Consider the following 24,630-nt stretch of genomic DNA (forward strand, 5'->3'; position numbering starts at 1 on the left):
TTCAATCCCTCTTATCGTACAAAACAGATGAAACGTGCGTCAACGATTGTTTTTGAAAACGGTGGTTGATCGCTCGATCAGGCGAAATGGCAGCATTCTTTTTTCTGGTGTCTCTCCCTTTACGGCCCGGTCGAACAAGTCAAACGCTTCCTGACCCATACGTTTAAGCGGAATATCAATGCTGGAAATCCCCAAAGCCTCACTCAATTGATCATTTTGAAAGCCGAGTATGGCTGGAGATTCTCCTACTTTTATATCATGACGCTGCGCCTCTAATAAAAAGCCTGCTGATACGTCGTCATTTGTGATGAATAATGCTGTGGGGCGATTCTTCATCTCCTGCCACTCTGTGAATAATTGTTTTCCATCAAAAAGTGTGAGCTTCCCTTCGATGATCCATTCTTCATCAATCTCCTGCCCGAGCGATTTCATCATATCTTGATAAGCTTGAAGTCGTGACTGGCTGTTTGCGCCTTCTATTCTGGCTAGAACAATCGCGATTCGCTGATGTCCGCATGCTGCTAAATGATGCAGCCCTTCTTTAAATGCTTGATCATGTGCAATCGACACCGTTGAGCAGTCTTCAAAAGGCGCCGGATGGCAAAAAATAATAGGCCCGGATTCCTGCCACCTTAAAATGTCTCGATCACTTAACGCATTTGAGCAAAAGATTAACCCATCCACGCGGCGCTCTTTTAAACTCATCAATGCTTCTTTTTCTTTTAAAGGATCATACCCAGTTTGAAATAAAGCAAAATGCATACCGCGCGCCTGTGCTTTCTCGGCAATCCCTGTGACAAGTCTGCTGAAATAAGAATGATCAATCGTTGGAAGAACGATGCCAAGCATATTTGAATAGCCCTTTGCTAAATGTACAGCCTGAATGTTTCTCGTATATTTGAGCTCTTTCATCGCATGTAGCACTCGTTCTCGTTTTTCTTCTTTGACATAAGGATGATCATTCAACACACGTGATACAGTTGTCACAGATACGCCCGCTCTTTTCGCAATCTCCCTTATGTTTGGCATTTTTTCTCCTACTTTCTCTTGATATGGTAAGCGTTTCATACTTTAAGATGTATGTGAGCTGAACAAATCACTGGATGGAAAGGGGAATTCAAGATGGGTATCATCATATGGATTATATTATGTATGACTGTTTTGTTTTCTGCTCGTTTTGCACTACATCCTTTAGGAAAAGAACATAAAATCAAACCGTTTGAATCAATTGATGATTTTTTTGTTGATAAGGATCGAAAAGAGTGACAAAAAATCACGATGACACTTCCAAGACATGGACGTTCATCGTGATTTTTTTATTACTTGATGATCGTCAGCTCTTTCGGATAATTGGTTAAAGTGACTGGACCATCTGCTGTGATCAGTACATCATCTTCAATTCTGACGCCGCCGACTCCTGGGACGTAGATCCCCGGTTCGATCGTATACACCATGCCTTCTTGGAGAAGATCATCATTTGCCTGGCTCATAGAAGGAAACTCATGAACAGACACCCCTAGACCATGCCCAAGGCGGTGAGGGAAATAGTCCCCATATCCAGCTTCTGTGATCAGCCCGCGTGCTTTTAAGTCCAGGTCTCCAATTCTCACGCCCGGCTTACTCATTTCAAGTGCCGCCATTTCTGCGTTCAGGACGGTTTGATAGATGTCCTTTTGCTTGTCAGAAGCTTCCTGATAGATGAATGTTCTAGTAATGTCTGAGCAATATCCATCAACAATGACACCAAGGTCAAATAACACAAAGTCGCCTTTTTTTAAGGCTGCCTGCCCTGGATTTCCGTGAGGCTCTCCTGATTTTTCGCCAAAGAGAACCATCGTCGAAAAGGACATGCCTTGAATGCCTTTTTTCTTTAGCTCATATTCAATGACAGCGAGCACTTCTGTTTCGGTGATTCCTTCTTTTAAGGCGTCCACCCCAATTTTTACACCTTCATCTGCCAATTGAGCGGCTTTTTTCAGTGTAGCAATTTCAGATTCATCTTTAATCAGTCTTAGCTGATTGAGCTCTTCTTCTGCCCGGACAAAAGTTTCTGCCCCAGTGGCAGCTTGAAGCTGCTCTGCTCTTTGAAGCGGAATCGACTCTTTTTCAATTGCAAGTCGAGTCGCTCTTACACCGCGTTTTTCTACTGCTGACTGAATGAAATCAAATGGATTCTCATGGTCTTCATAACCAATGATATCGCCTGACCATCCAGCATTTTTCGCCTGCTCGACTTCCATTTTAGGCAAAACAAAAAATGGATCTGCCTCTTGAAACACAAACAGCCCCATTACTCTTTCATGCGGCTCTGTGAAGTATCCAGATAGATAAAACACATTTTCCTTTGTATGTATAAATGCACCTTGAATGTCTTTTTCCTTTAGCCAAGAAGACAAGCTCTTCATTCGGTTCATCGTGATCCTCCTCACACGTTTTTCTACTGATCTATTGTATCAGTTTTTGCTATATTTCGCACAAAAGCGCACTGGCAGAAGCCAAGTGCGCTATGATGATTCGCTTAAGATGCCCGAAGAAGACGCAGTCCATTTAAAATGACCAAAATCGTACTTCCTTCATGCCCGATGACGCCAAAAGGCAAATCAAGCACTTGTAAGAAATTCGCACAAATTAACAAACAAATCACCGTTAATGAGAAAATAATATTTTGATTAATGATTCGATTCATCTTTCTTGAAAGACGGATCATCTTTGTTAAGTTATTTAAATTGTTCTTCATTAAGATCAGATCTGCTGTTTCTAAGGCCACGTCTGTGCCTCCGCCCATCGCAACCCCCACATCTGCTGTGGCGAGTGCCGGTGCATCATTGATTCCGTCTCCTACCATGATGATGGAATTACCTTGTTTTTTAAGTTGATTGACCTCATGTACCTTTTCATCTGGAAGGCACTCAGCGACAACCGTTTGGATGCCGGCTTCCTGCGCAATGGCTTCAGCCGTTTTTTGCTGATCTCCTGTCAGCATGACGGTTTGTATGCCTAAATCATTCAGCTCTTGAATCATTTTTTTAGCTTCAGGTCTAATTTGATCCTTAAGGCCAAGGCAGCCAACGACTTCTTGATCCTTTTGAACATACACCACTGTGTATCCTTTTTCAGAAAGATAATCTTCCTTCTCTTCGATCTCGCGGTCCATTGAAGCCTTGCCGGCAAAGTCTTTCTTCCCAATCCGCCACGTTTCTCCATTCAATTGTGCCTTTACACCAAAACCAGAGGTTTCTTCAATGGTGACATGAGCTGATCTTTCTATGTGGTGCTCTTTTGCCATATCAGAGATCGCTTTCGCTAACGGGTGGTTTGATTGACTTTCAATTTGATAAAGCGCCTGATAAAAAGCAGCTTCCTCTTGTCCTTTAGCTATCACAACTTGATCTACAGCCGGCTTTCCGCTTGTAATCGTCCCCGTTTTATCAAAAGCAATCATGCTGCTTGTGCCTAGCTTTTCTAAAAAGACGCTTCCTTTGACAAGCATTCCGTTTCTTGCGCCGTTTGATATTAGTGACAAAGCAGCTGGCATAATGGATGCAACAAGCGCACAAGGTGATGCAACAACCATAAATACCATGGCCCGGTAGAAGGTTTCACTCATGCTCCAGCCTAGTACAAAATGAGGCAGAACCATTAAAATCGCGACGGTGATCAGTACACCTTTTACATACGCACCTTCGAATTTTTCAATAAATGCCTGGCTTGGTGACACACTTTCCTGAGCCGATTCGACAAGTTTAATAATTTTATGGAAAAGCGTTTCTTCATTATGTTTGGTGACTTCTACTGTTAAGGAACCATTTAAGTTCACTGTTCCTGCAAACACGTCTTCGCCCTGCCCTTTTTCTTGTGGTACAGACTCGCCCGTGAGCGCAGATTCATCTACACTTGTTCTCCCGCTTAAAATCACACCATCTGCTGCAATACGTTCCCCAGCTTTGATCATGATACGGTCACCTGGTGTTAAAGATGAAGCAGCGATTTGAATGGTCGTGCCATCTTCTTCAATTAAAGTCGCTTCATCTGGTGCGATGCTCATTAAAGCTGTTAAATCCTTCTTGCTTTTATTTGACGTATACGTTTCAAGCGCACCACTTAGTGAGAAAATAAAAATTAAGATAGCGCCCTCTGCCCAATATCCAATGATAGCTGAGCCTATGGCTGCGAAAATCATTAAAAGTTCAACATTCAAGCTTTTAGACGAAATGGTTTCTTCAATTCCTTCCTTCGCCTTTGCAAAACCTCCAATCATAAACGCAAGGATAAATAAAGGAATACTCCACATGCTCTCATCCTTTAGAATCCATCCAATCAAAATGAGAATCCCCGAGATACCTGCTGCTATTAATTCTCCGTGCTGTGCCCATTGATGAAGGGACCATTTTTCCTTTTGATTTGTTGTTTGATAAAGTGCTGTATTCTCATTCATGATTGTTTTCTCCTCTCTAATTGATAATGGTTTTCACATCATCAATCGTTGCCCGTTTCTTTTTTCATCTATATTTTCTGCTATTTCAAGCTTTTTATAGGTCTGTCATTCATTATAACAGGTTCTGATCAATTTTCAATTAATAATTATTATAATTTCTTTTTGATAATAATTATCATTATTGATGTGGACCATTCCGTCTCTTCTGAGCACAGTTTATTCAGATGAAAAGCAATTGAACACAAAAAAGAACCAAAGGAATGAGCCTTGGTTCTTAACAATAAGGTTTCGTTCTAAAAATCCGTCCACTCTTTGATTTGTTTTTTCGTCAGTGGACCTACATGATTTTTCACTATTTCCCCTTTTTCATTTATCAAAAAGGTGGTTGGAATGGTGATGATTTGGTATTTCTTCATCATTTCTCCGTGCTCATCTAGAATGACCGGGAATGTAAACTTTCTGTCTTTCACAAATTGGGCAACCGCATGTTTACTTTGTTCAGCCCCTAGTAAATTCACGGTTAAGATATCAACATCACTCTGATTTTCTTTCACGATTTGGTCAAATAAGGGCAGCTCCATTTTACAGGACGGGCACCATGTTGTCCAAAAATGCAGGATGGTCTTTTTTCCTTTCGGCGGAATCATCTGCGTATCACCAGTTAATGTAGAAGCCTCTATCCTTGGCGCCATAACGGATTCTTTTGCTTCAGCATCGTTGCCTATGAGTAATAGAAGCAGGGTCATCATGAGAAGCCTGGCGGGTAGACATTTACGATTCATCAGGATCTTCCTTCCCAGTTTTCTTATAGCTTGCCCTCTCGATCACAATGACATTCAAGCTTTTTTCATTCTAAGAAACATGGAAACGCCGAGCTCCTTACATATTGTCGCATAATGCAGTGCAGTCAGCAGCAGCATCCCCGTATTCATCCCTAATATAACCCCCATCATATTTAAGCTTTCAATTGAACCAAGAAAATAGACCATAGAAAACGAGACGACATGCACCCATATATTATGTAGGAACACATCTTTAATGAGCCCCATACCGATTAAACACGCTTGAAATGGCATCACAAACAGATGGCATAAAAAGTACGGCCAAAGCAGCTGTAAATAGACAGCAGCTTGCGGTGAATCAAAAAAGAGATGTGTGAGCGGATAAGCAAAATAATACATCACCATCACTGCCGGCACCCCGTACCCAAACGTAATGAGTATTGCCTGCCTGACACGTTTTTTCACAAGATCATACTGACCTAATGCATAGGCTTCAGATACATTGGGAATCATCACAATCATGATGGAATGGGCGATAAACGCTGGGAAAAAACCAATCGACATCGCAACACCAGCCAGCATGCCGTAATGATCAACAGCAAGTGTGCCAGAGATGCCTGCTGCAATAAGCGCTCCTTTGATTAAAAACGGTTCAACCGCATTGGCGATCGCATGAAAAATCCGCATGCCCGTTGTCGGAATGGAGACGGCTAAGAGGCGCTTTCTCACGTCAATCCCTCTTAATTCAACAGACCTGACATTGACAGCATTTTTCGCCATGACGTATTGGGAGTATAAATAAATAAAGACGACGAGATCACTCGCGACAATGACACCGATGGCAATGAGTACCGCTGTTTCAATATCAAACGAATACCAATGAAAAAACAAAAACAAGCAGATAAGCTGGATCGTTTTCTTCAGCATATTGGCGAGAGCGATCCTGCCCATTTGCTGCTTTCCCATAAAATAGCCGCGTGCGATAGAGGTAAACGCAATAATCGGAATAAGAGACAGCACCAGCCCTTTCATGAGCGGATGATATGACTGAAATACAGGAATGAACGGCAGTACAATCGCTGCGATCCCCGTTGTTGTACATGTCACCACAAGCGTCATTTTAAACGCATGGCGGAGCATACTTTTGTGGAGCCGCTCATGCGATTCTGCAATGAATTTAGAAATGGAGACTGGCAGCTCTAAGCTGGCGATCACAAGGACAAGCATGATGATTGGAAGGATACTCATATATAGACCCATTCCATGTTCTCCAAGCTCTCTCGCTAAAATCATATTGACTAAAAACTCTATACACTCCGCAATGAAAGCTGCGACAGATAGCAGAATGACCCCTTTTACAAATCGATTCATGTAGCCTCCCCTTTGTCTAAAAGCAAATCCTTTTCACATTCTATGAGACAAGTCCTGAAAATATTTTGATAATTGAAGACAAAAAAAAGAGCGATCTGATTGATCGCTTTAGAATATTGACAAAGGGCTAAAAATGATCTTTATTTTAGCCCTTTGTCTTCCTTTCAGCGTGATAGAAAACCTTTGAAGTCTAGGAAGGACGAGCACTGGCGCGGAGCGAATTTGACATTCGTGAGCACCGGAGCGCAGACCTGACAACGAATGCGAGGGTTTGTCTACACGCTGGAGCGATCTGATTGATCGCTTCTTTTCTTTATACGGCAAATACGTGACGACCGATACGTTCTACAATTTTGCGGGAACGAATCCAGTTATCTGTTGCCGTTTTGGGATTATAAAAATAGATGGCCTTTGTTGTTCTGTCATGTTCTTTCACTACCTGTTTCACAGCTTTAACAGAATCTTGATCTGCTTTATCATGAATACTTCCATTCGATACTGGCTGGAAAGCATTTCGCTGATAAATAACACCTTTGACACTGTCAGGAAACGAGCGATGCTCCACCCTGTTTAAGACGACGCTTGCCACAGCTTTTTTACCTGCGTAAGATTCACCTTTCGCTTCAGCGTGTACCAATCGTGAGAGTAGCTCCATTTCTTCATTAGAATAGCGTTTGGCGCTTTCCTCATTCGTCGTTTCTGATTTTACTCTTTTCTTTTGCTTCGTTTTTGAAGACTTTTCTTCTGTAGACGTACTAAGCATTTTGACTTTCGGCTGACGCTTCTCCTCTGAAAATGCTGGGATGACTTGATCGTGATCATCTTGATCTATATATGAAAGCTCATGCTTAACAGGTGCTTGTGAAAGTTCGTGACTTAATGTGCCTTGCTGCTCTTGTAGGTTGTCCATCTTCATGGCTGCGACCAGCATAAGGATGACAAAAAGAGCTGTATGAATTTTCATCATTCGCCTCATTCCTCCTTTAATCAAAATAGGCGGTAAGATACTTGTCCACTCTAACAAGAGCTCCTTCTATTTTCACGCACAAAGATTTGCATGCCTGTCCAAATTCCGTCATTAAATGGAATTTATTAGTTTGATTGCATATCAACTGGCATTGTTAGCGCTTAAAAAGGTCCTGCTTCCGCCTATAATCAACCTTATGCACCTGATTATGGGTTATTACATTTTCTTTTCAGATGTATCAAGCTCGTTTGAAGTGTGACAAAAGAACTAAAATAAAAAAGCTTTCTCTCATTCATGAGAAAAAGCTTTAGCTTCTTGCTTCTGTAAGATATTCAAAAATAACATCTCCACCATGTTTCGCAATCCCGCGAAAATGCTTAAAATCATCTTGATTCACCAAGACCGAACGAAACGTTAAAAAATCATCTTTTTGGATGGTCACTTGCTTTTCCGTCCCATTTCGTAACGATTCAAGGATTGTGAGGATTTGTTCTTCAGTCAAAAAAACCGCTCCTTTACAGCCATCATCAAATATTAAATATACCATCCGTTAGGAAAGCATACAACGAAAACGAAACAAAAACGTCTTTATCCTTTACATTGGTATGAAAATATTGCAAAATACTTTTTAATAGGGAATGAAATCTGTTTTTAAAGGAGAGGGATCGGTTGAAGATTGCAAAAATTGGAAATGTGATCGAATTTAGAAATGGTTTAACAGGTGTAGTTGAAAAAGTGAATGAAAACTCTGTCATTGTGGATGTCACCATTATGGACAACTATAGAGATTTAGAACTGGATTCACTAACAGTCGTTAATCATAAAAACTATAAAATCATCAAAGACTCCGTACATTAATTTGCAATCCTCAATTCAGACTATCGTTACATACGTATATACGAAGCAAAGCTGCTCTCGTTTGACAGTTTAGCTCTCTTTGACAATCACATATGAAAAAGACTGACACTATATGAAGCGGTGTCAGTCTTTTTGCGTATGAAAGGTTTGCATTTCCGCTTTCGTCTTGTACATGTCAACTTCCTCGGGGGTGATAACGCCTTTATCAATCAAAAGTGCAATCACTCCAAGCAATGTGGAGGCACTCCATTTATATCGTTCTTTGTTTTGATGTTCGAGCATTTGAAGCTCTTCTCTTAGCTCCATCAGCAGCTTCTCTGTCTTTTCTTCTTTGTTTGCCAACTCAAACGCCTCCGTTTTCCGTTCATTGCCCCCTATTTTATCTCAAAGCAAATAGGATAAGCAAAAAACACGATTTATCTTTACAAACATACGTTCTGTCATATATAATATGTTTACGAGCTGGTAGCCCCCAGCCGTCCTAGCAAGTTCTATTCCCATTTGTATGAGAAGAGCGACATGACTCTTCTCTTTTTTTATAAGTTCAGCCTGATTGATTCATTTTAACCCCGTAAAAAAAGACATGTCATCAGGCATGTCTTTTCCTATTGATTAGCGATTATCAATCGTTTCTGGATACATATCATGGTTCATCATACGATATGATGCCATTTCTTCATATTTGGTACCAGGTTTTCCGTAGTTCGTATACGGGTCAATTGAAATACCGCCTCTTGGTGTAAATTTGCCCCACACTTCAATGTATCTTGGGTCCATCAATTCAATGAGATCGTTCATAATAATGTTCATACAATCCTCATGAAAGTCACCATGGTTACGGAAGCTGAACAAATATAATTTTAGTGATTTACTTTCGACCATGATTTCATTTGGGATATAGCTGATATAGACTGTCGCAAAATCCGGCTGACCTGTTTGCGGACAAAGTGACGTAAATTCTGGGCAGTTGAATTTCACAAAATAATCTCTATTTGTATGTTTATTCGGAAACGTTTCAAGCACTTGTGGTGCATAATCAAACAAATAATTGGTCCCTTGATTTCCTAGTAAAGTGACACCTTCTAATTCTTCTGGTTTTCTTGTCGTCATGTCTTCTCTTCCTTTCTATACGCCTCGTTTATTTCCCCACAATAATGTGTGCAGCTGCGGCAGCACTCTTACGCGATTTAAGTCTGGATCTTGCGCTACTTGATCGACAAGCGCTTCATATCTCTTTAATAAATGCGTCAATAAGTACGCATCATCACCTGTTGTCGTGTCATCATTTCCTACCTGCAGATAAAAAGGAAGCTCTGGATATTTCGCATGAACATCCTTTGCATAGGCTAGATCATGATCGTCAAAGATCACGACCTTCAGGCTTGCATGCTGCAATCTATTTCCGCTTTTCAGCTCATCTATGATTCGTGTTAGTTTCGTAAAATCTGTTTTCATATTTGAGCTTGGCGGCTTCGGAGAAATGGTTAAATCATCGATTTTCAAAAACCAGTCCTGATACATCGTCCCTTGTGTTTCAAGCGCTGTATCAATTCCTTCTTCGTGCAGCAAATCAATAAGTGATTCCATTTGTTTTAAAAGCGCAGGGTTCCCCCCTGAAATGGTGACATGAGAAAAAGCCTGTCCGCCTATTCTTTTTAATTCTTTGACAATGTCTTCTGCGTGAAGCCACTGAATGTCATGCTTCGCTGAGCCATCCCATGTAAAGGCGGAATCACACCAGCTGCAAGAGTAGTCACAGCCAGCTGTTCTGACAAACATGGTTTTTTGTCCAATGACCATCCCTTCTCCTTGAATGGTCGGACCAAAGATTTCTAATACAGGAATCGCTTTAGCCATTGTTTTCAACTCGTTTCGGCCGGTAAATGCAGTAGCTTGTTGGAGTCTCCCTCACAAAGACCTGAACACATACCGGTTTGTTCGCTAAAGTCGATAAATACGCTGCTACTTTGTCATGGACTGTCTTTGCCACAACCTCTGTAGTAGGCATCGCGTATGGATCGGTTGACGAGAACTCTTCATGATCATTAAGCAGTGTGTGATCATACTGACCATGAATGAGCTTCTTCAATGTACTGAAATTGACAAGGAAACCCGATTCATCTAGCTCGTCTCCCGCAATGGTTATATTGATGGTGTACGTATGACCATGTACGCGGCTACAAGCACCTGCATCTTCTCTTGGGATGAAATGGGCAGCCGATACATGCATATCTTTGTTCAATTCAAATGAGTATGGATGATTCGTTTGTGGATAGATTTGAGAAAGCACTTATTTTGCCTCCTTCATTTCCATATAAGTGTCATAGCCATTTTTCCGAAGCTTACACGCAGGACATTCCCCGCAGCCATCAGAAATGATGCCATTATAGCAAGTGAGCGTTTCATTTTTTACAAAATCCAGCGCATTCAGCTCATCCGCAAGCTTCCATGTTTCTGCTTTATTGAGCCACATGAGTGGTGTATGGATCACAAATGGTTTTTCCATCGCCAAATTCACTGTGACATTACAAGACTTTACAAACTCGTCACGGCAATCTGGATAGCCGCTAAAGTCTGTTTCACATACACCGGTGATAATATGTCTTGCTCCGATTTGATACGCAAGAATAGAAGCGAAGGATAAGAACACTAAGTTTCGTCCTGGTACAAATGTGGAAGGCAGCTCTCCTTCTTTTTCCTCAATGTCAATGTCATCTCTTGTTAAAGCATTTGGTGCCAGCTGATTCAAAAGAGACATATCTAATAGATGATTCTTCACACCTAACTTGTCAGCAATTCTTTTGGCGACATCAATTTCTTCTTGATGACGCTGATTATAATGAAAGGTCACGGTTTCTACCTCTTCGAATTGTTGAAGTGCCCATAATAAACATGTCGTACTGTCTTGTCCCCCGCTAAAGACAACGACTGCTTTTTCATTTTTCATTTTCTGTTCTCCTCCTTTTGCAGATCTATACAATCGTACAAAGCTGCATCTGAAAGGCTCTTGAAAACCCCTATTTTCTCAAAAGAAAAGACACCTTTACAAGTGTATGAGGTGTCCCAGCCATAAAAAATAAAAAATGCCACATCCAAGGATACGGCAAGTCCTTAGTTTTTTATAGAGGGTTTTGCTAGAACCTCTCCCGTTTTACACGGATTTTTGTTCAATTTTCACAGAGGATAGTGTACCACATATTTTTCATGCAGGCTATCCCTTCTTTACTTATCAAGAGATGCAGGCACTTTTTTTAGACAAAGAAAGAGGATAAAAAAGATGCTCACATAGCCAAAAATAGGATAAACCGTTGATATCAATGTACCGTAACCGATTTTACTAATCACATAGCAGCATAAGAGAATAAGGGATATTGTCAAGACACTGTTCATCCGAATATACGCCCTCACTTGTCTCTCGAGTCCATATAAATTGCCTATGACGGATGTAAAGACTTCGCCGAAGATCACAAATAAATAAATGAGGTGAATGGAGTTTGCTACTTGATACACTACCTGAGCCATTGGAATATCAAACGCCTCCAGCATATTTAATGAAGAAAGAGATAAAAAGCATGCCAGTAAAATAAGGGTCAGCATGACGCCCCCAAGCACAGCTCCCTTTTTAATCACCGCTTCAGAGGTCATTTCATTTGCGACGGGCACTAACACTGCTTGAGAAAGTGCTAAATTAAAAGCTCCATATGAGATAGCTGATAAAATCCACTCTCCCTCACCCATTTGAAGCGCAAGAACATAACTTTCACTACTGCTAAAAACGAATGAATCAAGAAATACGATCAATGAAAAGAAAATAAGCATTGGGACGACGAGAACATTGACACCAAATAATCCTTTTGAACCTTTCAAAAGCACAATGACGCTCAGAATGATCGTCAAAAAGATTCCATATTCCTTTGATATGCCAAGCTGCTCTTCAAAAATAGCCCCTGCGCCAGAAATCATCACTGAAGTGACGCCTAGTAAAATAAAAAACATGACGACATTAATATACCTGCTTGCAGCTGTGCCAAATAGAAACCGGTTCATATCTTGATAAGACTCTGCTTCAATTCGTTTAGAAATGAGCATCATTTTTGCACCAAGTCCAGTAAAAATAGCGCCGCTAATCAAGATTCCGAATAGTCCAATCCAGCCAAAACGAACAAAAAATTCTACGATTTCTTTTCCTGTCGCAAACCCAGCTCCAACCACTGTTCCTACATATAAAAAGGCAAGCTGAAAAGCGGATTCATTTGAACGTTTCATGTGACCCCTCCGCACCCATCACTTTCGATTGTCTTTTTTTATCCTATGAGACGAGTTCCTTGAAAAGAAGGACAAACCATGATTAAATGCAAAAAAGGATTTTCAACTGCCTTTGAGCAAAACAGTTGAAAGTCAAAATAGGTCAGAGTATACTATAGTCAAAGATGGTCAAACAACAGACCATTTTCTTTAACATTCATTGGTCAAATAAAGTCAAACTTTATTTTAAGGAGGTTATGGCAAATGCGTTGTCAACATTGTCAAGTAAATGAAGCAACTATTCGCCTGAATATGCAAGTGAATTCGTCCCAGAGCCAAATGGTTTTATGTGAAGACTGCTACACCTCTTTGATGGAGCAATCAAAAATGAAAATGGGACCTCAATTGTTCGGGGGAAGCTCATTCTTCTCTGAGCAAGCAGGACATGCACAAAGCGTAGAGCAGCCAAAGCAAAAAGGCTTACTCGATGAACTTGGCCGGAATTTAACAGATGGCGCAAATGCTGGTTTAATTGATCCAGTCATCGGCCGTGATGAAGAAGTCGCAAGAGTCATTGAAATTTTAAATAGAAGAAATAAAAATAACCCTGTTCTGATTGGCGAACCAGGTGTTGGGAAAACAGCGATCGCTGAAGGACTCGCACTGAAAATTGCAAGTGGCAATGTACCAAATAAATTAAAGAACAAACAAATCTATTTATTAGATGTCTCCTCACTTGTAGCGAATACAGGGATACGTGGTCAATTTGAGGAAAGAATGAAGCAGTTAATTAAAGAGCTGCAAAGCCGTAAAAATATTATCTTATTTGTAGATGAAATCCATCTTCTTGTAGGCGCAGGATCTGCCGAAGGGTCAATGGATGCTGGAAACATCTTAAAACCAGCCCTTGCACGAGGCGAGCTTCAGCTAGTAGGTGCGACGACATTAAAAGAATATCGTCAAATTGAAAAAGATGCCGCCCTTGAACGACGCTTCCAGCCCGTCATTGTAGATGAACCAACACAAGATGAAGCGATCGAGATTTTAAAAGGCATTCAAGATAAGTACGAAAGTTATCATGGCGTCACTTATTCAGACGAAGCTATTCAAGCGTGTGTTCAATTATCTTCCCGGTATATTCAAGACCGTCATTTGCCGGATAAAGCCATTGATTTAATGGATGAAGCAGGTTCAAAAGCGAACCTCTCCATTGATGCAGCAAGTGAAGATGAACTAACGAATCGTCTGAGAGAAATTGCTGCTGAAAAACAAGCTGCTTTAAAAGAAGAACAATACGAAAAAGCAGCGAAGCTTCGAGATGAAGAAGAAGCCATTGAAGCAAGACTTCAAAACAAAACAAATGACAAAGAACATGTCGTCACAGCAGAAGCCATTCAAGCCATTGTGGAACAAAAAACAGGCATCCCTGTCGGCAAACTGCAAGCAGACGAACAAACCAAAATGAAAGAAATTGACGTCCGCTTAAAAGCACGGGTGATTGGTCAGGAACATGCGGTTGAAAAAGTGGCGAAAGCTGTGAAAAGAAGCAGAGCCGGCTTAAAATCGAAACATAGACCAACAGGCTCCTTCCTATTCGTTGGACCAACAGGTGTCGGGAAAACCGAATTGTCAAAAACGCTAGCTGAAGAATTATTCGGTTCAAGAGATGCAATCATCCGTTTAGATATGAGTGAGTACATGGAGAAACACTCAGTATCCAAGCTCATTGGTTCTCCTCCTGGTTATGTTGGACATGATGAAGCGGGTCAGCTGACGGAAAAAGTGCGCAGAAAACCATACAGCATCATTTTGCTGGATGAAATCGAAAAAGCACATCCTGATGTGCAGCATATGTTCCTTCAAATCATGGAAGATGGCCGGTTAACAGACAGCCAAGGCAGAACCGTCAGCTTTAAAGATACGGTCATCATCATGACAAGTAACGCAGGCAGCACAGATAAAACGGTCAAAGTCGGCTTCCAGTCTGATCAGGAAGAAGCGATTGAGGAACAATCACTCATTGATTCACTCAGCGCCTATTTCAAGCCAGAATTCTTGAACCGTTTTGACAGCATCATTCAGTTTGACTCATTAGATAGAGATGATTTAGTGAAGATTGTGGATCTTCTGCTCAATGAGCTGTCAGAGCAATTAAAAGAGCAACATTTAACAGTCCATGTGACAAAAGAAGCGAAAGAAAAAATTGCAGAACTTGGATATCATCCTGCATTTGGTGCTCGTCCACTGCGAAGAACCATTCAAGAGCATGTTGAAGATCAAATGACGGAAATATTGCTTGAAGAAGAAAAGCTTTCAGGATTTACTGTAGATGTTGAAGATGACGAAATTGTAGTAAAAAAAGGATAAGTACATCCTAAGAAGGATCTACAGCTCCATCATGTTGCGGTGTCTAAGTTCCATCCGCACGCCGACGCCCCCTCCGCCTCTTTTCCTTTACGATAAAAGAAAAAGAGGTGGATCACATGATGAATTGGAGCTATGATCTTGTCAAAATTATGTATGAAGAAAAATTAAAAGAGCTGCTTTTAAATGAAACTGCTCAAAGAAATTAAAAAGAAACTCCCTTTATATCAGAGGGAGTTTCTTTTTTAAGGTAATAGAAAGCGCTTTCTTCAAAATTTCTTCACAGAAACTGCCTTAATTTTATATTCTGACTAAAACCCTTCTAGAAGACACCGATATTAACTATAGAAAAAGATAGTTAAAGGATTTGGTGAGATAATGGACAAAACATCGTTAATAGGTATTATTTTAGCATTTATTGCACTGAGTGTCGGTATGGTTTTGAAAGGTGTAAGTCTAACCGCTCTTATCAACCCAGCGGCTATATTGATCATTGTGGTTGGGACGATTGCAGCTGTTGTCATCGCATTCCCATCTAGTGAAATTAAGAAAACACCAAAATTGTTCGGCAAAATTTTCAAAGACAACCAGCTTCCAACGATTCAAGAAATGATCCCTCTTTTTTCAAACTGGGCACAAATTGCGCGTCGTGAAGGTCTTTTGGCATTAGAAGCTAGCATTGAGGAAGTAGATGACGATTTCCTTAAGAACGGCTTAAGTATGGCCGTTGACGGTCAAAGTGCAGAATTTATTCGCGACGTCTTAACAGAAGAAGTTGACGCCATGTCTGAAAGACATCAGTCAGGCGCATTAATCTTTACACAAGCCGGTACATACGCTCCGACGCTTGGTGTACTTGGCGCCGTTGTCGGACTTATTGCCGCACTTGCAAACATGGGAGATATTGAAGCACTTGGACATGCAATCAGTGCAGCCTTCGTTGCCACACTGCTTGGGATTTTTACCGGGTATGTGTTATGGCATCCATTTGCCAACAAGCTGAAGCGTAAATCAAAGGAAGAAGTAAAGCTTCGTCTGATTATGATCGAAGGAATCCTTTCTGTTCTTGAAGGTCAATCTCCAAAAGTGATTGAACAAAAACTTCTCATGTACTTACCAGCGAAAGAACGTGCAAATCTTGTCATTGAAGAAGGAGAAAAACAAAATGGCTAGGAAACGTAAAAAACATGATCACGATGACCATGTAGATGAATCTTGGCTGATCCCTTATGCCGATCTTCTGACGCTTCTACTCGCTCTCTTCATTGTGCTATTTGCATCTAGTTCGATTGATGCGGCAAAATACGAACAGATGGCAAAGTCTTTTAATGTCGTCTTTACGGGCGGTACTGGTGTCATGGATCAAACCAGCATGCAAAGCACTGAAGAAACTGAAAATAGCAACCAGACCAAGAAAGCAGCCGAAGAAGATGAAGAAGCCAAAGCGAAAGCTCGAGACCATGCCGTTCTCACAAAGGTCAAAAAGCAAGTGGACTCCTTCATTGCCAATAAGAAACTTGGAGCTAAGCTCGAAACAAAGCTCACGGACGAAGGTTTGCTCATTACGATAGAAGACAGTATCTTCTTTGATTCTGGCCGGGCGGTTATTCGCCCTCAAGATGTCCCGTTAGCAAAGGAAATCTCAAAACTACTTGTCATTAACCCCGCTCGTGACATCGTCATTAGCGGACATACTGATAATGTACCGATCAGAAATTCAGAATTTGAATCCAACTGGTATTTAAGTGCCATTCGTGCTGTAAACTTTTTGAGTATTCTTCTTGAGAACAGCAATCTAGACCAAGAGAACTTTAGTACAAAAGGTTTCGGTGAATTCAAGCCGGTTGCTTCAAACAATACAGCAGAAGGCAGAAGTAAAAACCGACGCGTAGAAGTACTCATTTTACCGATTGAGAAAAAAGCGAAATAAAAAAGGGAGCCTGCGCGGCTTCCTTTTCTAATTATTCTGTATGATCATATAAATGCTTTGCACGCAGTCCCACATGTTTGAGCATATCAATGCAGGCATCCTTCTCATCTTCGCTCAGGACACTGATCATCTCATGAATTTCTTTCGCATGATCTGGGAAGATATCATCAAGCAAAGCTCGTCCCTGCTTGGTAATATGCGCAAATGTCACCCTGCGGTCTTCTGCACAGGCCCTACGACTGAGGAGTTCTTTCTTCTCCAATTTATCGACCACATACGTGATGCTGCCGCTTGCAAGTAAAATCTTATCACCGATTTGCTGAAGAGGCTGATCCCCTTTATGATACAGTAATTCTAATACTGCAAATTCAGTCGGATTCAGCCCGTGCTTCACAATATGTTTGTTCATGTGATGATTAATTGAGCGATAGGCACGTGATAATACAATAAATAATTTCAAAGATTTCTCAACATTATGATTTTCCATTTTTTATCATCCTTTATGAAATGCAACCCACTAATGTGACATTAATAAACAATAAGTAAAATGTCAACATCTTGATCCATCTTTAGCATGAAAATGAGACCAGAACGAATCACCTAATTTTTTAAAAATCACACAAGTCATCGTAATAAAGATAGGTTCAATGCTATAATAAGACTATTAGGTAATACGTTGGAGCGATGAATGATGAGTATACTGAAAGGGTTTTGGAAGAAGATCAGGCTGTACCTTATTTTGGTCATAATTCCAACCCTAATCATTAGTTATTTTATCTACGAAAAAGAAACGGAAAAAATCGACTTAAAAAACAAACAAACTGCTACACTTATGTTAAATATTCACAAAAACCAAATGAATTATTTAATTAGTGAAACAGAAGCGAGATTAACTTCACTTGCCATGGGGTTTGACCAGCCTCTTGAGACGAAAACAGTACAAAACATCCTAGAGAAAATCTATAAACAAGAACCTCGTTTTTCAGGTCTGTATCTCCTAGACAAAAAAGGAAATGTATCAGTAAGCACCACACCGTTAAAGGAAAAAATCAACCTGTCATTTAGAGATTACTTTAAGCGCATTCAAGTGACCAAGCAGACGGTGATCACAGATAACTATGTGAGCCGAATTACAAAACAGAGGATTCTCTCCATTTGCGTGCCTGTTCTGGATGAAAATGAAGAAGTCACCAATGTGCTAGTCGCCGCCATTCAAATTGATTATTTAAGAAATATTATGAATGTATTGAACCCTGATCTTCATTTTAAGATGCTGAATCAAAATGGACATGTGGTGTTTACAAGTGGTCCGCAGCCAGCATCAGAAAATGGCAGCACCGTGTCTACATATTTAGATGAAAACAGCTGGAAGCTGGAGGTCTTTCCGCAGCGCGCGTCTACAGGTGAAGTGCTGTCTGTTATGTTGATCCCTTTATCCAGTGCTTTTATTTTATTAAATATTTTATTCACACTTGTTCAATATATCATTTTAAGGCGTCAAACCCAGCAGGAGCGTCACCAAAATGAAGCGCAAAAGCTTGAATTAATCGGAACCCTCGCAGCAAGTACGGCACACGAAATTCGCAACCCATTAACAGGGATCAGCGGATTTATACAGCTTTTGCAAAAGAAGTATCATTCAGAAGAAGATCAGCTCTATTTTTCTGTCATTGAAGAAGAAATTAAACGAATCAACCAAATCGTCAGTGAGTTTCTTGTATTAGGGAAACCAACAGCAGAAAAATGGCAGAATAACTCTGTAAAAGAAATTGTAAGTGAGATCATGCCGATCGTTTTCTCTGAGGCGAACCTTTATAATGTTGAGGTTGATTTGCAAATTAATACGATTCAAGATGTTGGGGTATATTGCACAAAGGATCACATTAAACAAGTCGTATTAAATGTAGCGAAGAACTCGTTAGAAGCGATGCCAAATGGCGGTCATTTGAAGATTTTGATTGAGGCTGAAACAGAACATGTCATCATTAAAGTGAAAGATACGGGTGAAGGCATACCAGAAGAAATGTTAAAGCATATCTTCCTTCCTTTTATTACGTCGAAGGAAAAAGGTACAGGTCTTGGGCTTGTCGTGTGTAAACGAATTATTTCGATGTATGGCGGGACAATTGATATTCAAAGCGAAGTGAATAAAGGAACAACCGTCATGATCATGCTTCCTTCTGCTCACTCAGCATAGTTGAAACATTCAGCCGGTTTTGCTTAGGCAAGACCGGTTTTTCATGTCAATAAGAAGGGCGGTTCACAGATAGAAGACTCATTTGAGATACAAGATCATGAAAGGAGGGGGCAGATTGTTTCTCATGAAAAAGGAGATACTGATACTCATTCATCAGGTTGTCTAGTTCTTGACTATATTTAATTGTCGTCTCACCAGTGTAGCCTTCCGCTTGAGCAGCTTCTACCATCTGTTTTCTCTTCTCATCAATGGACATCAGCAATTGTTCTTTCCTTACATAAATATTCATGATCTCAGCTCCCGCAATGAATTCGACTGTCTATGCTCAAAATGATCCGACACCAAAATTATACTTTATTTGTAAATTAAATTAAATATGCTTATTTTATTTAATTTTTTACAGCCTAAAGACCTCTTACCCAATCTAATTTGGGGGTAAACTTCAAATTTGGACAGGACTGACACATGGATTAAACAGAATTTTATCCTATGCAGAAGATCAAAATCAACTATTTTCTTTCTCATTTTATGCCTATTTTCCTAAAAAAAAGCTGATCATCCGCCTCATGCGGAATGATCAGCTCCTGTCATTAAACCGTTTCTTCCTCGTAAATTGGCACCCAGCCCTCAGTTGTGACAAATATGCGAACTGCGACCACTTTGCGATCCTCTTGAAGTGTAAAGTAGTGGCGAATATGTGGCGGGACAGAAATTAAATCGCCTGGATTCAGTCTCACATCAAAAAAGACGCCATCCTTACCCTGAATGGCAAAGATTCCATGCCCGCTTACAATAAAACGTACTTCGTCATCTGTATGATGATGCTCACGCTTAAAATTTTGGAGCAGCTCATCTAGATTTGGTGTGGCGTCAGATAATGAAATCACATCCTGCGCTTTGTACCCTCGTTTTTCAGATATACGCTGGATTTCCTTTTGAAAAACAGTCAAAATCTCTTCCTTTTCCTCATCTGTTAAATCATACTTTTCTGATAACCGGTTTGGCAGCTTTGCAATATCCCAATGTTCATAAATGACCCCTTGCTTTTCTAAATATGCTGCTACCTCTTGCTCGTTTTCAAGTAATGTGTTTTCTTCGTTATGAATCAAAATCGTCGCCATGTGCTTTTCCTCCTTTTTATCTGACAAGCTGCTTTTGATAAAGCGTTAATTTTAAGTGGTAGCTAAATAAAAATTCATACGCCTCTAATACTCGTTTTGCTTCAAAGGCTGTTTTTCCCCAGACAGTGATGCCGTGATTTCGAATGAGCACCGCACCTGATTCTGACTCTTCAGTGAGATGCTTTGCAAATTGTGCTGCAAGATGCGGAATATGGGCTGGATTTTCAATAATCGGTATCGACACTTCTGCATCCTCTTCCCAGTAACCAAGCGCCTTGATGATTTCGTTTCCTTTCAAACGAACCTCGCCCTTACCCCCATACAGCTCAGACATCACATTATTATCGATTGTATGGACATGGAGGCAGCAACCTGCTTTCGTCCGCTCATACACGTATGTGTGAAGCAGTGTTTCGGCTGAAGGTCTAAGCTGTTCGTTCGGATCATCAGGCTTGCCTGCTGCGTTCACTAAAACAAAATCTTCATCCGTTTCTTTTCGTTTATCTTTACCGCTTGCCGTCACCAAAAACGTGATTGGATCATCCGACACCTTGATCGATAAATTGCCGCTTGTTCCGTAAAACCAGTCTCTTTGTGCCAGTTCACGTTTGACGTCTGCTAGCTCCTGCCAGCGCTTGCTCTTTGCGTCTGCCATTCCTTCACTTCCTTTATTTGTTCAAATTGCGCTTTAAGATCAATAAATGTTTCATACTCTTTATATACAAGCCCAAGCTCCTTACATTCATTCAGCAAGTAGTCGCGCGCAAATGTGAGATCCGCATGCTTTGCCGCCTCCACATCGGTGACTGAATCTCCGATCATGATGATGAAGTCCTTCTCATGGGTCAGCTCTCGAATGATTGACGGCTTGCAGCATCCGCAGCCATTTTGACATTGCGAATCGCAGACATGCGGCCATTCAATCTGAATATGATCTTCCCCAAATGAGGCATGATTGCAATAAATATTGTCTCTGCCCACAATGCCCTCGAGTATGGGATAGACAAAAAAGTCCATCCCGCCGCTTAGCACATAGAAAGGAATATCAGCCTTTTTCACATAATCAACAAATTGCCTGAATCCTTCTCGAATCTCTGTATCTTCTAAAATAAACGACTGAATAGCTTCTTTTTGATCACTCGTCAGTAATTGAAACATCTGCCCGACGCCTTCTTGAATGGTGATCTCCTTTGTGAGAACATCATCCTTCAGCTTCGTCCATTCACTTGGTGCAAAGTGTTTCATGATGCGAATGATATTATCATTTTTTGTAATTGTTCCATCAAAATCACAACATACAATTGGTTTTTTCATTTATTCTGCTACCCTTCCCCATAGTTCAAGTGCTGCTTTTAAGTCTTGGCAAGAAGCTGCCTTCTCTTGGATCGACTCTCCATGTATCACCGCATCAATGATCGATCGAAATGCTTTCCCTCCACCGATGGCTCCACGCGGATGTCCGTGAATTCCTCCACCAGCATTAATCACATGATCGAGTCCAAAATCTTTAATCAATACTGGAACCATTCCAGGATGAATGCCTGCTGACGGGACTGGGAACGTTTTTTGAACCAAATCCTCTTTTACACAAGCTTCATAGATTCCAAAGGCATCTTTTTTCGGAAGTGCAACCGACCCATAAGGTGAGGGAAAAAGACTCAAATCAGCGCCAGCATATCGATTTAATTTACCTAAAAGAAGAGAATGCGAAAATCCATATTCAGGCGATGATGTCAAAGCGCCGCTTACTGCGGGATGGGCCATAATAGGCAATGGAATATCTGGATCCTCAGCTAAGCTTTGCATGACATCTAGTCCGTAGGCAAAGACATTGAATAAGAGTGCATCCGCTCCGAGTTCAGCTGCCTTTCTTGCTCGATCCTTCAGTTCAAAGGTTCTGCCTGTTAAATTAACGGCATATAACGTTCGGTGCCCTGTCTCTTCATATGTTTCTTTTAATATCTTTTTTCCTTCTTTGATTCGTTCTTCAAAAGGGGCTAGCGGGCTCTCAAATAAAATTTCATCGTCTTTGATAAAGTCAACGCCGCCTAATGCTTGTAAACGGAGCTGCTCTTTTAAATCCGCCATATCACGGCCAATGACACCTTTAAAAATACTCATCAACAACGGACGATCAAACACGCCTACTTTTTTGCGTATGCCATCAATTCCAAATACCGGTCCTGGCAGGCTTCTTTTAAATCTATCCGAGAATTGTATGTCGACTAGCTTCACTTTTCCATCAAGTGAAAGCTTTCCAAAGATCGTCGTCAAAACGGCCGGTATATCAGCTGAAAAGTTAGCCTCAGGATAAGCAATGGTCACCTCAGATTGATATACGCCATTTTCGGCTGAAGCAACCTTTTCTGATACTTTTTCTACCCGCCCTTTATGTTTTTGAAGCTGCTCCTTTTTGAGCTGCGGCAAATCTGTCCATGATCCCACTGTTAAACCAAGTGCGATCTGCTCCGCTTTTCGGTTCACTTGTTCATCCTCTCGATGTGTTAATACGTATGTTGCCAGTAATTCACTCACTAGGAATCCCCTTTCAATTTCGTCATGCATATGGTCAATAAAAAACCTCTTCAAGTGCTTTGTCAGCGCCTTAAAGAGGTTGTTTCGTGTCATTCATCCGAATCTTATCTCTCAGCGCTTGCTGCAAGAATTAGCACCGTGCTTCATGGAAGTCGGTTGCCGGGCTTCATTGGGCTAGTCCCTCTGCCTACTCTTGATAAGAATATTCAATTTTCTTAAATATTGTCTGAATTATCGCACCATTTTTTTATGTTGTCAATGGCTTATTTTCAAACAGATTCAAGGCAGCGATACGCCGAGCGGCTTCTTGTAACCGCTCCTCACTTGTTAAAAGCCCAACTCTCACATACCCTTCACCGTGAGTACCAAACCCATTCCCCGGAGCCACAACAACATGTGCTTTCTCTAATAATACGTCAGAAAAAGATTCAGATGTATATCCTTCTGGCACCTTTAGCCAAGCAAAAAATGACCCCTTTGGTGCTGTGACCTCCCAGCCAATCTCCTTGCAGGCAGCAATCCACACATTTCGCCTATTTTCATATCGATCATTTTGCACCTGTACGCACGTTTGGTCGCTTAATAGGGCTTCCGCTGCTGCATCTTGAGTTGCTTTAAACAGTGAAACAAACAGGTGATCCTGATAAAGCTCAATCGCTTCAATAACAGACGGATTTCCTGCTGCAAAACCTACTCTCCAGCCGGCCATATTATACGTTTTAGACAATGTATAAATTTCAATCCCCGTCTCTTTCGCTCCATCTGTTTGCAAAAAGCTGATCGGCTTTTTCCCATCAAACCCAATGCCGCCATAGGCAAAATCATGGACAACACAGAGTTTGTGATCTTTCGCAAACGTAACGGTTTCTTCAAAAAATGCACGACTTGCCGTGGCACCTGTCGGATTGTTAGGGTAATTTAAATACATCAACTTTGCTTTTTTCTTATCATTCTCAGGCAATCGATCATAGTCAGGTAAAAAATCATTTTGTTCAAGAAGCGGCATCGTCACCATCTGAGCTCCAGCAAGCACGGCACCTGACCAATAATCAGGGTAACCAGGGTCTGGGACAAGGAGTGTATCTCCAGGATTCAGCAGGCATTGCGGCAGCTCAACAAGTCCCGCTTTTCCGCCAAATAAAATCGCAATCTCCTTCATCGGATCAAGCGTGACACCATATTCTCTTTCATAAAAGGCGGCGGCAGCCTTTTTTAATTTCGCTGTTCCGCGGAATGACGAGTATTGATGATTTTCAGGTTTTAATACCGCTTCCTGCATGGCTTTTACAATATGCGAAGGGGTTGGCTGATCAGGATTTCCCTGCCCTAAATTAATGATATCTGCCCCTTCCTGCACCTTTTTCTGCACCTTTAGGACAAGAGACGCAAAAAATTGTTTCGGTAATTGTTTCAATACATCTGATTGCTGGAATTCCATTTCTTCACCTTCTATTCAAGTTACGTAACAATACAAACACTGTAATGGATTGTTTTATGAATTGTAAAGCAATTTTGAAAAAAGATTGACATGTGAAGCGCAGCTCTGATAATATCTTGAATTAAGAAATGCAAACAGGCACGAAACAATTACATATTGATTTCTCTTATCGAGAGTTGGGCGAGGGATTTGGCCTTTTGACCCCAACAGCAACCGACCGTTAATACCACTGTGAAGTGGGGCGCAGCAAGTAAGCGCCAAGACAATTGTCTTATAGGGCACGGTGCTAATTCCATCAGACGTATGTGCTGAGAGATAAGAGAGGCTTTGAGCATACACGCCATCAAGCCTCTTTCTCTCAGGAGAAAGAGGCTTTTTTATATGATT

The 24,630-nt window shown here is 41.0% G+C and carries 26 protein-coding genes and 3 riboswitches; of the genes, 6 read left to right on the forward strand and 20 right to left on the reverse strand.

Annotated elements, in window-relative coordinates:
- Positions 1–39: 39 nt before the first annotated feature.
- Positions 40–1,029 carry a LacI family DNA-binding transcriptional regulator gene (locus C6Y03_RS02975; protein ID WP_066030971.1) on the reverse strand — a complete coding sequence of 330 codons (990 nt, stop codon included), beginning with the start codon at positions 1,027–1,029 and terminating at the stop codon, positions 40–42.
- 93 nt (positions 1,030–1,122) lie between these two features.
- Here C6Y03_RS02975 and C6Y03_RS19090 point away from each other — a divergent pair, with 93 nt between their 5' ends.
- On the forward strand, positions 1,123–1,266 hold the full coding sequence (locus tag C6Y03_RS19090; protein WP_162839370.1) for a hypothetical protein: 144 nt from the start codon (positions 1,123–1,125) through the stop codon (positions 1,264–1,266).
- 53 nt (positions 1,267–1,319) lie between these two features.
- On the opposite strand, the gene C6Y03_RS02980 is transcribed toward C6Y03_RS19090, so the two are convergent.
- From C6Y03_RS02980 to C6Y03_RS03005, 6 genes are all read right to left on the reverse strand, one after another.
- Positions 1,320–2,414 (reverse strand): M24 family metallopeptidase, encoded by a 1,095-nt coding sequence (locus C6Y03_RS02980; protein WP_106038800.1) that lies wholly within the window; start codon positions 2,412–2,414, stop codon positions 1,320–1,322.
- 104 nt (positions 2,415–2,518) lie between these two features.
- Positions 2,519–4,435 carry a heavy metal translocating P-type ATPase gene (locus C6Y03_RS02985; RefSeq protein WP_106038801.1) on the reverse strand — a complete coding sequence of 639 codons (1,917 nt, stop codon included), beginning with the start codon at positions 4,433–4,435 and terminating at the stop codon, positions 2,519–2,521.
- 293 nt (positions 4,436–4,728) lie between these two features.
- A complete protein-coding gene (gene stoA, locus C6Y03_RS02990) occupies positions 4,729–5,217 on the reverse strand; it encodes an endospore biogenesis thiol-disulfide oxidoreductase StoA (RefSeq protein ID WP_106030765.1) in 489 nt (162 codons plus the stop codon).
- Between the two features lie 54 nt (positions 5,218–5,271).
- A complete protein-coding gene (locus tag C6Y03_RS02995) occupies positions 5,272–6,588 on the reverse strand; it encodes a polysaccharide biosynthesis protein (RefSeq protein WP_034662848.1) in 1,317 nt (438 codons plus the stop codon).
- Between the two features lie 313 nt (positions 6,589–6,901).
- Complete coding sequence (locus C6Y03_RS03000; protein ID WP_095285075.1) at positions 6,902–7,555, reverse strand: cell wall hydrolase; 654 nt, start codon at positions 7,553–7,555, stop codon at positions 6,902–6,904.
- A gap of 307 nt (positions 7,556–7,862) precedes the next feature.
- Positions 7,863–8,057: a hypothetical protein gene (locus C6Y03_RS03005; RefSeq protein WP_024424688.1), complete on the reverse strand. Its 195-nt coding sequence runs from the start codon at positions 8,055–8,057 to the stop codon at positions 7,863–7,865.
- A gap of 167 nt (positions 8,058–8,224) precedes the next feature.
- Between C6Y03_RS03005 and C6Y03_RS03010 the strand changes: the two genes are divergently transcribed.
- Positions 8,225–8,413 carry a YkvS family protein gene (locus C6Y03_RS03010; RefSeq protein ID WP_003211747.1) on the forward strand — a complete coding sequence of 63 codons (189 nt, stop codon included), beginning with the start codon at positions 8,225–8,227 and terminating at the stop codon, positions 8,411–8,413.
- A gap of 123 nt (positions 8,414–8,536) precedes the next feature.
- Here the strand turns inward: C6Y03_RS03010 and C6Y03_RS03015 are convergent, their stop codons facing one another.
- The 6 genes from C6Y03_RS03015 to C6Y03_RS03045 all read right to left on the reverse strand — a co-directional run bounded on the left by C6Y03_RS03015 (position 8,537) and on the right by C6Y03_RS03045 (position 12,679).
- Entirely contained in the window at positions 8,537–8,755 is a 219-nt protein-coding gene (locus C6Y03_RS03015; protein ID WP_034662856.1) for a hypothetical protein, read from the reverse strand.
- A gap of 270 nt (positions 8,756–9,025) precedes the next feature.
- Entirely contained in the window at positions 9,026–9,523 is a 498-nt protein-coding gene (gene queF / locus C6Y03_RS03025) for a preQ(1) synthase (RefSeq protein ID WP_003211403.1), read from the reverse strand.
- Between the two features lie 15 nt (positions 9,524–9,538).
- Positions 9,539–10,270: a 7-carboxy-7-deazaguanine synthase QueE gene (queE, locus tag C6Y03_RS03030; protein WP_034662862.1), complete on the reverse strand. Its 732-nt coding sequence runs from the start codon at positions 10,268–10,270 to the stop codon at positions 9,539–9,541.
- Positions 10,263–10,703, reverse strand: coding sequence for a 6-carboxytetrahydropterin synthase QueD (queD, locus tag C6Y03_RS03035; RefSeq protein WP_060596123.1), 441 nt, complete (start codon positions 10,701–10,703; stop codon positions 10,263–10,265). Before queD ends, queE begins: the two co-directional genes overlap by 8 nt.
- Positions 10,704–11,360 carry a 7-cyano-7-deazaguanine synthase QueC gene (gene queC / locus C6Y03_RS03040; RefSeq protein WP_024424683.1) on the reverse strand — a complete coding sequence of 219 codons (657 nt, stop codon included), beginning with the start codon at positions 11,358–11,360 and terminating at the stop codon, positions 10,704–10,706. It abuts the gene before it with no gap.
- 158 nt (positions 11,361–11,518) lie between these two features.
- A riboswitch (PreQ1 riboswitch) is annotated at positions 11,519–11,563 on the reverse strand.
- A 72-nt stretch (positions 11,564–11,635) separates the two neighbouring features.
- Positions 11,636–12,679: a YkvI family membrane protein gene (locus C6Y03_RS03045; RefSeq protein ID WP_106036740.1), complete on the reverse strand. Its 1,044-nt coding sequence runs from the start codon at positions 12,677–12,679 to the stop codon at positions 11,636–11,638.
- A gap of 243 nt (positions 12,680–12,922) precedes the next feature.
- Between C6Y03_RS03045 and C6Y03_RS03050 the strand changes: the two genes are divergently transcribed.
- The 3 genes from C6Y03_RS03050 to motB all read left to right on the forward strand — a co-directional run bounded on the left by C6Y03_RS03050 (position 12,923) and on the right by motB (position 16,952).
- Positions 12,923–15,025, forward strand: a complete 2,103-nt coding sequence (locus C6Y03_RS03050) for an ATP-dependent Clp protease ATP-binding subunit (protein ID WP_106038802.1) — start codon at positions 12,923–12,925, stop codon at positions 15,023–15,025.
- 375 nt (positions 15,026–15,400) lie between these two features.
- Positions 15,401–16,195, forward strand: coding sequence for a flagellar motor stator protein MotA (gene motA, locus C6Y03_RS03055; RefSeq protein ID WP_034662877.1), 795 nt, complete (start codon positions 15,401–15,403; stop codon positions 16,193–16,195).
- A complete protein-coding gene (gene motB / locus C6Y03_RS03060; protein WP_106038803.1) occupies positions 16,188–16,952 on the forward strand; it encodes a flagellar motor protein MotB in 765 nt (254 codons plus the stop codon). The genes motA and motB overlap by 8 nt, the downstream gene beginning before the upstream one ends.
- Positions 16,953–16,983: 31 nt before the next feature.
- Here the strand turns inward: motB and mhqR are convergent, their stop codons facing one another.
- Positions 16,984–17,439, reverse strand: a complete 456-nt coding sequence (gene mhqR, locus C6Y03_RS03065) for a MarR family transcriptional regulator MhqR (RefSeq protein ID WP_106038804.1) — start codon at positions 17,437–17,439, stop codon at positions 16,984–16,986.
- 204 nt (positions 17,440–17,643) lie between these two features.
- On the opposite strand from mhqR, the gene kinD reads away from it, so the two are divergent.
- Complete coding sequence (gene kinD, locus C6Y03_RS03070; protein WP_106038805.1) at positions 17,644–19,149, forward strand: sporulation kinase KinD; 1,506 nt, start codon at positions 17,644–17,646, stop codon at positions 19,147–19,149.
- A 46-nt stretch (positions 19,150–19,195) separates the two neighbouring features.
- On the opposite strand, the gene C6Y03_RS03075 is transcribed toward kinD, so the two are convergent.
- From C6Y03_RS03075 to C6Y03_RS03100, 6 genes are all read right to left on the reverse strand, one after another.
- The gene (locus tag C6Y03_RS03075; RefSeq protein ID WP_034662891.1) at positions 19,196–19,438 is read right to left on the reverse strand and encodes an aspartyl-phosphate phosphatase Spo0E family protein; all 243 of its coding nucleotides are present in this window, start codon (positions 19,436–19,438) and stop codon (positions 19,196–19,198) included.
- A 301-nt stretch (positions 19,439–19,739) separates the two neighbouring features.
- A complete protein-coding gene (locus tag C6Y03_RS03080; protein ID WP_060596118.1) occupies positions 19,740–20,270 on the reverse strand; it encodes a 1,2-dihydroxy-3-keto-5-methylthiopentene dioxygenase in 531 nt (176 codons plus the stop codon).
- Between the two features lie 16 nt (positions 20,271–20,286).
- Positions 20,287–20,925 (reverse strand): methylthioribulose 1-phosphate dehydratase, encoded by a 639-nt coding sequence (locus C6Y03_RS03085; RefSeq protein WP_060596117.1) that lies wholly within the window; start codon positions 20,923–20,925, stop codon positions 20,287–20,289.
- Positions 20,889–21,584 (reverse strand): 2-hydroxy-3-keto-5-methylthiopentenyl-1-phosphate phosphatase, encoded by a 696-nt coding sequence (locus C6Y03_RS03090; RefSeq protein ID WP_060596116.1) that lies wholly within the window; start codon positions 21,582–21,584, stop codon positions 20,889–20,891. Before C6Y03_RS03090 ends, C6Y03_RS03085 begins: the two co-directional genes overlap by 37 nt.
- Complete coding sequence (gene mtnW, locus C6Y03_RS03095) at positions 21,585–22,835, reverse strand: 2,3-diketo-5-methylthiopentyl-1-phosphate enolase (protein ID WP_066030980.1); 1,251 nt, start codon at positions 22,833–22,835, stop codon at positions 21,585–21,587. It lies immediately after the preceding gene.
- Between the two features lie 71 nt (positions 22,836–22,906).
- A riboswitch (SAM riboswitch) is annotated at positions 22,907–23,008 on the reverse strand.
- 44 nt (positions 23,009–23,052) lie between these two features.
- Positions 23,053–24,243: a pyridoxal phosphate-dependent aminotransferase gene (locus C6Y03_RS03100; protein ID WP_106030761.1), complete on the reverse strand. Its 1,191-nt coding sequence runs from the start codon at positions 24,241–24,243 to the stop codon at positions 23,053–23,055.
- Between the two features lie 163 nt (positions 24,244–24,406).
- Positions 24,407–24,565, forward strand: a riboswitch (SAM riboswitch).
- The last annotated feature ends 65 nt before the right edge of the window (positions 24,566–24,630 follow it).

The sequence above is a fragment of the Bacillus sp. LNXM65 genome, from assembly GCF_002998575.1.
Lineage (GTDB): Bacteria > Bacillota > Bacilli > Bacillales > Bacillaceae > Bacillus.

Bases quoted from the DNA above. Each gene is read 5' to 3' on its own strand.
- C6Y03_RS02975 (WP_066030971.1), bottom strand. From the start codon at position 1,029: ATGCCAAACATAAGGGAGATTGCGAAAAGAGCGGGCGTATCTGTGACA.
- C6Y03_RS02985 (WP_106038801.1), bottom strand. From the start codon at position 4,435: ATGAATGAGAATACAGCACTTTATCAAACAACAAATCAAAAGGAAAAA.
- C6Y03_RS03045 (WP_106036740.1), bottom strand. From the start codon at position 12,679: ATGAAACGTTCAAATGAATCCGCTTTTCAGCTTGCCTTTTTATATGTA.
- C6Y03_RS03090 (WP_060596116.1), bottom strand. From the start codon at position 21,584: ATGAAAAAACCAATTGTATGTTGTGATTTTGATGGAACAATTACAAAA.
- C6Y03_RS03000 (WP_095285075.1), bottom strand. From the start codon at position 7,555: ATGATGAAAATTCATACAGCTCTTTTTGTCATCCTTATGCTGGTCGCA.
- C6Y03_RS03085 (WP_060596117.1), bottom strand. From the start codon at position 20,925: ATGGCAGACGCAAAGAGCAAGCGCTGGCAGGAGCTAGCAGACGTCAAA.
- motB (WP_106038803.1), top strand. From the start codon at position 16,188: ATGGCTAGGAAACGTAAAAAACATGATCACGATGACCATGTAGATGAA.
- motA (WP_034662877.1), top strand. From the start codon at position 15,401: ATGGACAAAACATCGTTAATAGGTATTATTTTAGCATTTATTGCACTG.
- C6Y03_RS03050 (WP_106038802.1), top strand. From the start codon at position 12,923: ATGCGTTGTCAACATTGTCAAGTAAATGAAGCAACTATTCGCCTGAAT.
- C6Y03_RS03080 (WP_060596118.1), bottom strand. From the start codon at position 20,270: ATGGCGACGATTTTGATTCATAACGAAGAAAACACATTACTTGAAAAC.
- queF (WP_003211403.1), bottom strand. From the start codon at position 9,523: ATGACGACAAGAAAACCAGAAGAATTAGAAGGTGTCACTTTACTAGGA.
- queE (WP_034662862.1), bottom strand. From the start codon at position 10,270: ATGGCTAAAGCGATTCCTGTATTAGAAATCTTTGGTCCGACCATTCAA.
- mhqR (WP_106038804.1), bottom strand. From the start codon at position 17,439: ATGGAAAATCATAATGTTGAGAAATCTTTGAAATTATTTATTGTATTA.
- stoA (WP_106030765.1), bottom strand. From the start codon at position 5,217: ATGAATCGTAAATGTCTACCCGCCAGGCTTCTCATGATGACCCTGCTT.
- queC (WP_024424683.1), bottom strand. From the start codon at position 11,360: ATGAAAAATGAAAAAGCAGTCGTTGTCTTTAGCGGGGGACAAGACAGT.
- kinD (WP_106038805.1), top strand. From the start codon at position 17,644: ATGAGTATACTGAAAGGGTTTTGGAAGAAGATCAGGCTGTACCTTATT.
- C6Y03_RS03100 (WP_106030761.1), bottom strand. From the start codon at position 24,243: ATGGAATTCCAGCAATCAGATGTATTGAAACAATTACCGAAACAATTT.
- C6Y03_RS19090 (WP_162839370.1), top strand. From the start codon at position 1,123: ATGGGTATCATCATATGGATTATATTATGTATGACTGTTTTGTTTTCT.
- C6Y03_RS02980 (WP_106038800.1), bottom strand. From the start codon at position 2,414: ATGAACCGAATGAAGAGCTTGTCTTCTTGGCTAAAGGAAAAAGACATT.
- C6Y03_RS02995 (WP_034662848.1), bottom strand. From the start codon at position 6,588: ATGAATCGATTTGTAAAAGGGGTCATTCTGCTATCTGTCGCAGCTTTC.
- C6Y03_RS03075 (WP_034662891.1), bottom strand. From the start codon at position 19,438: ATGAATATTTATGTAAGGAAAGAACAATTGCTGATGTCCATTGATGAG.
- mtnW (WP_066030980.1), bottom strand. From the start codon at position 22,835: ATGCATGACGAAATTGAAAGGGGATTCCTAGTGAGTGAATTACTGGCA.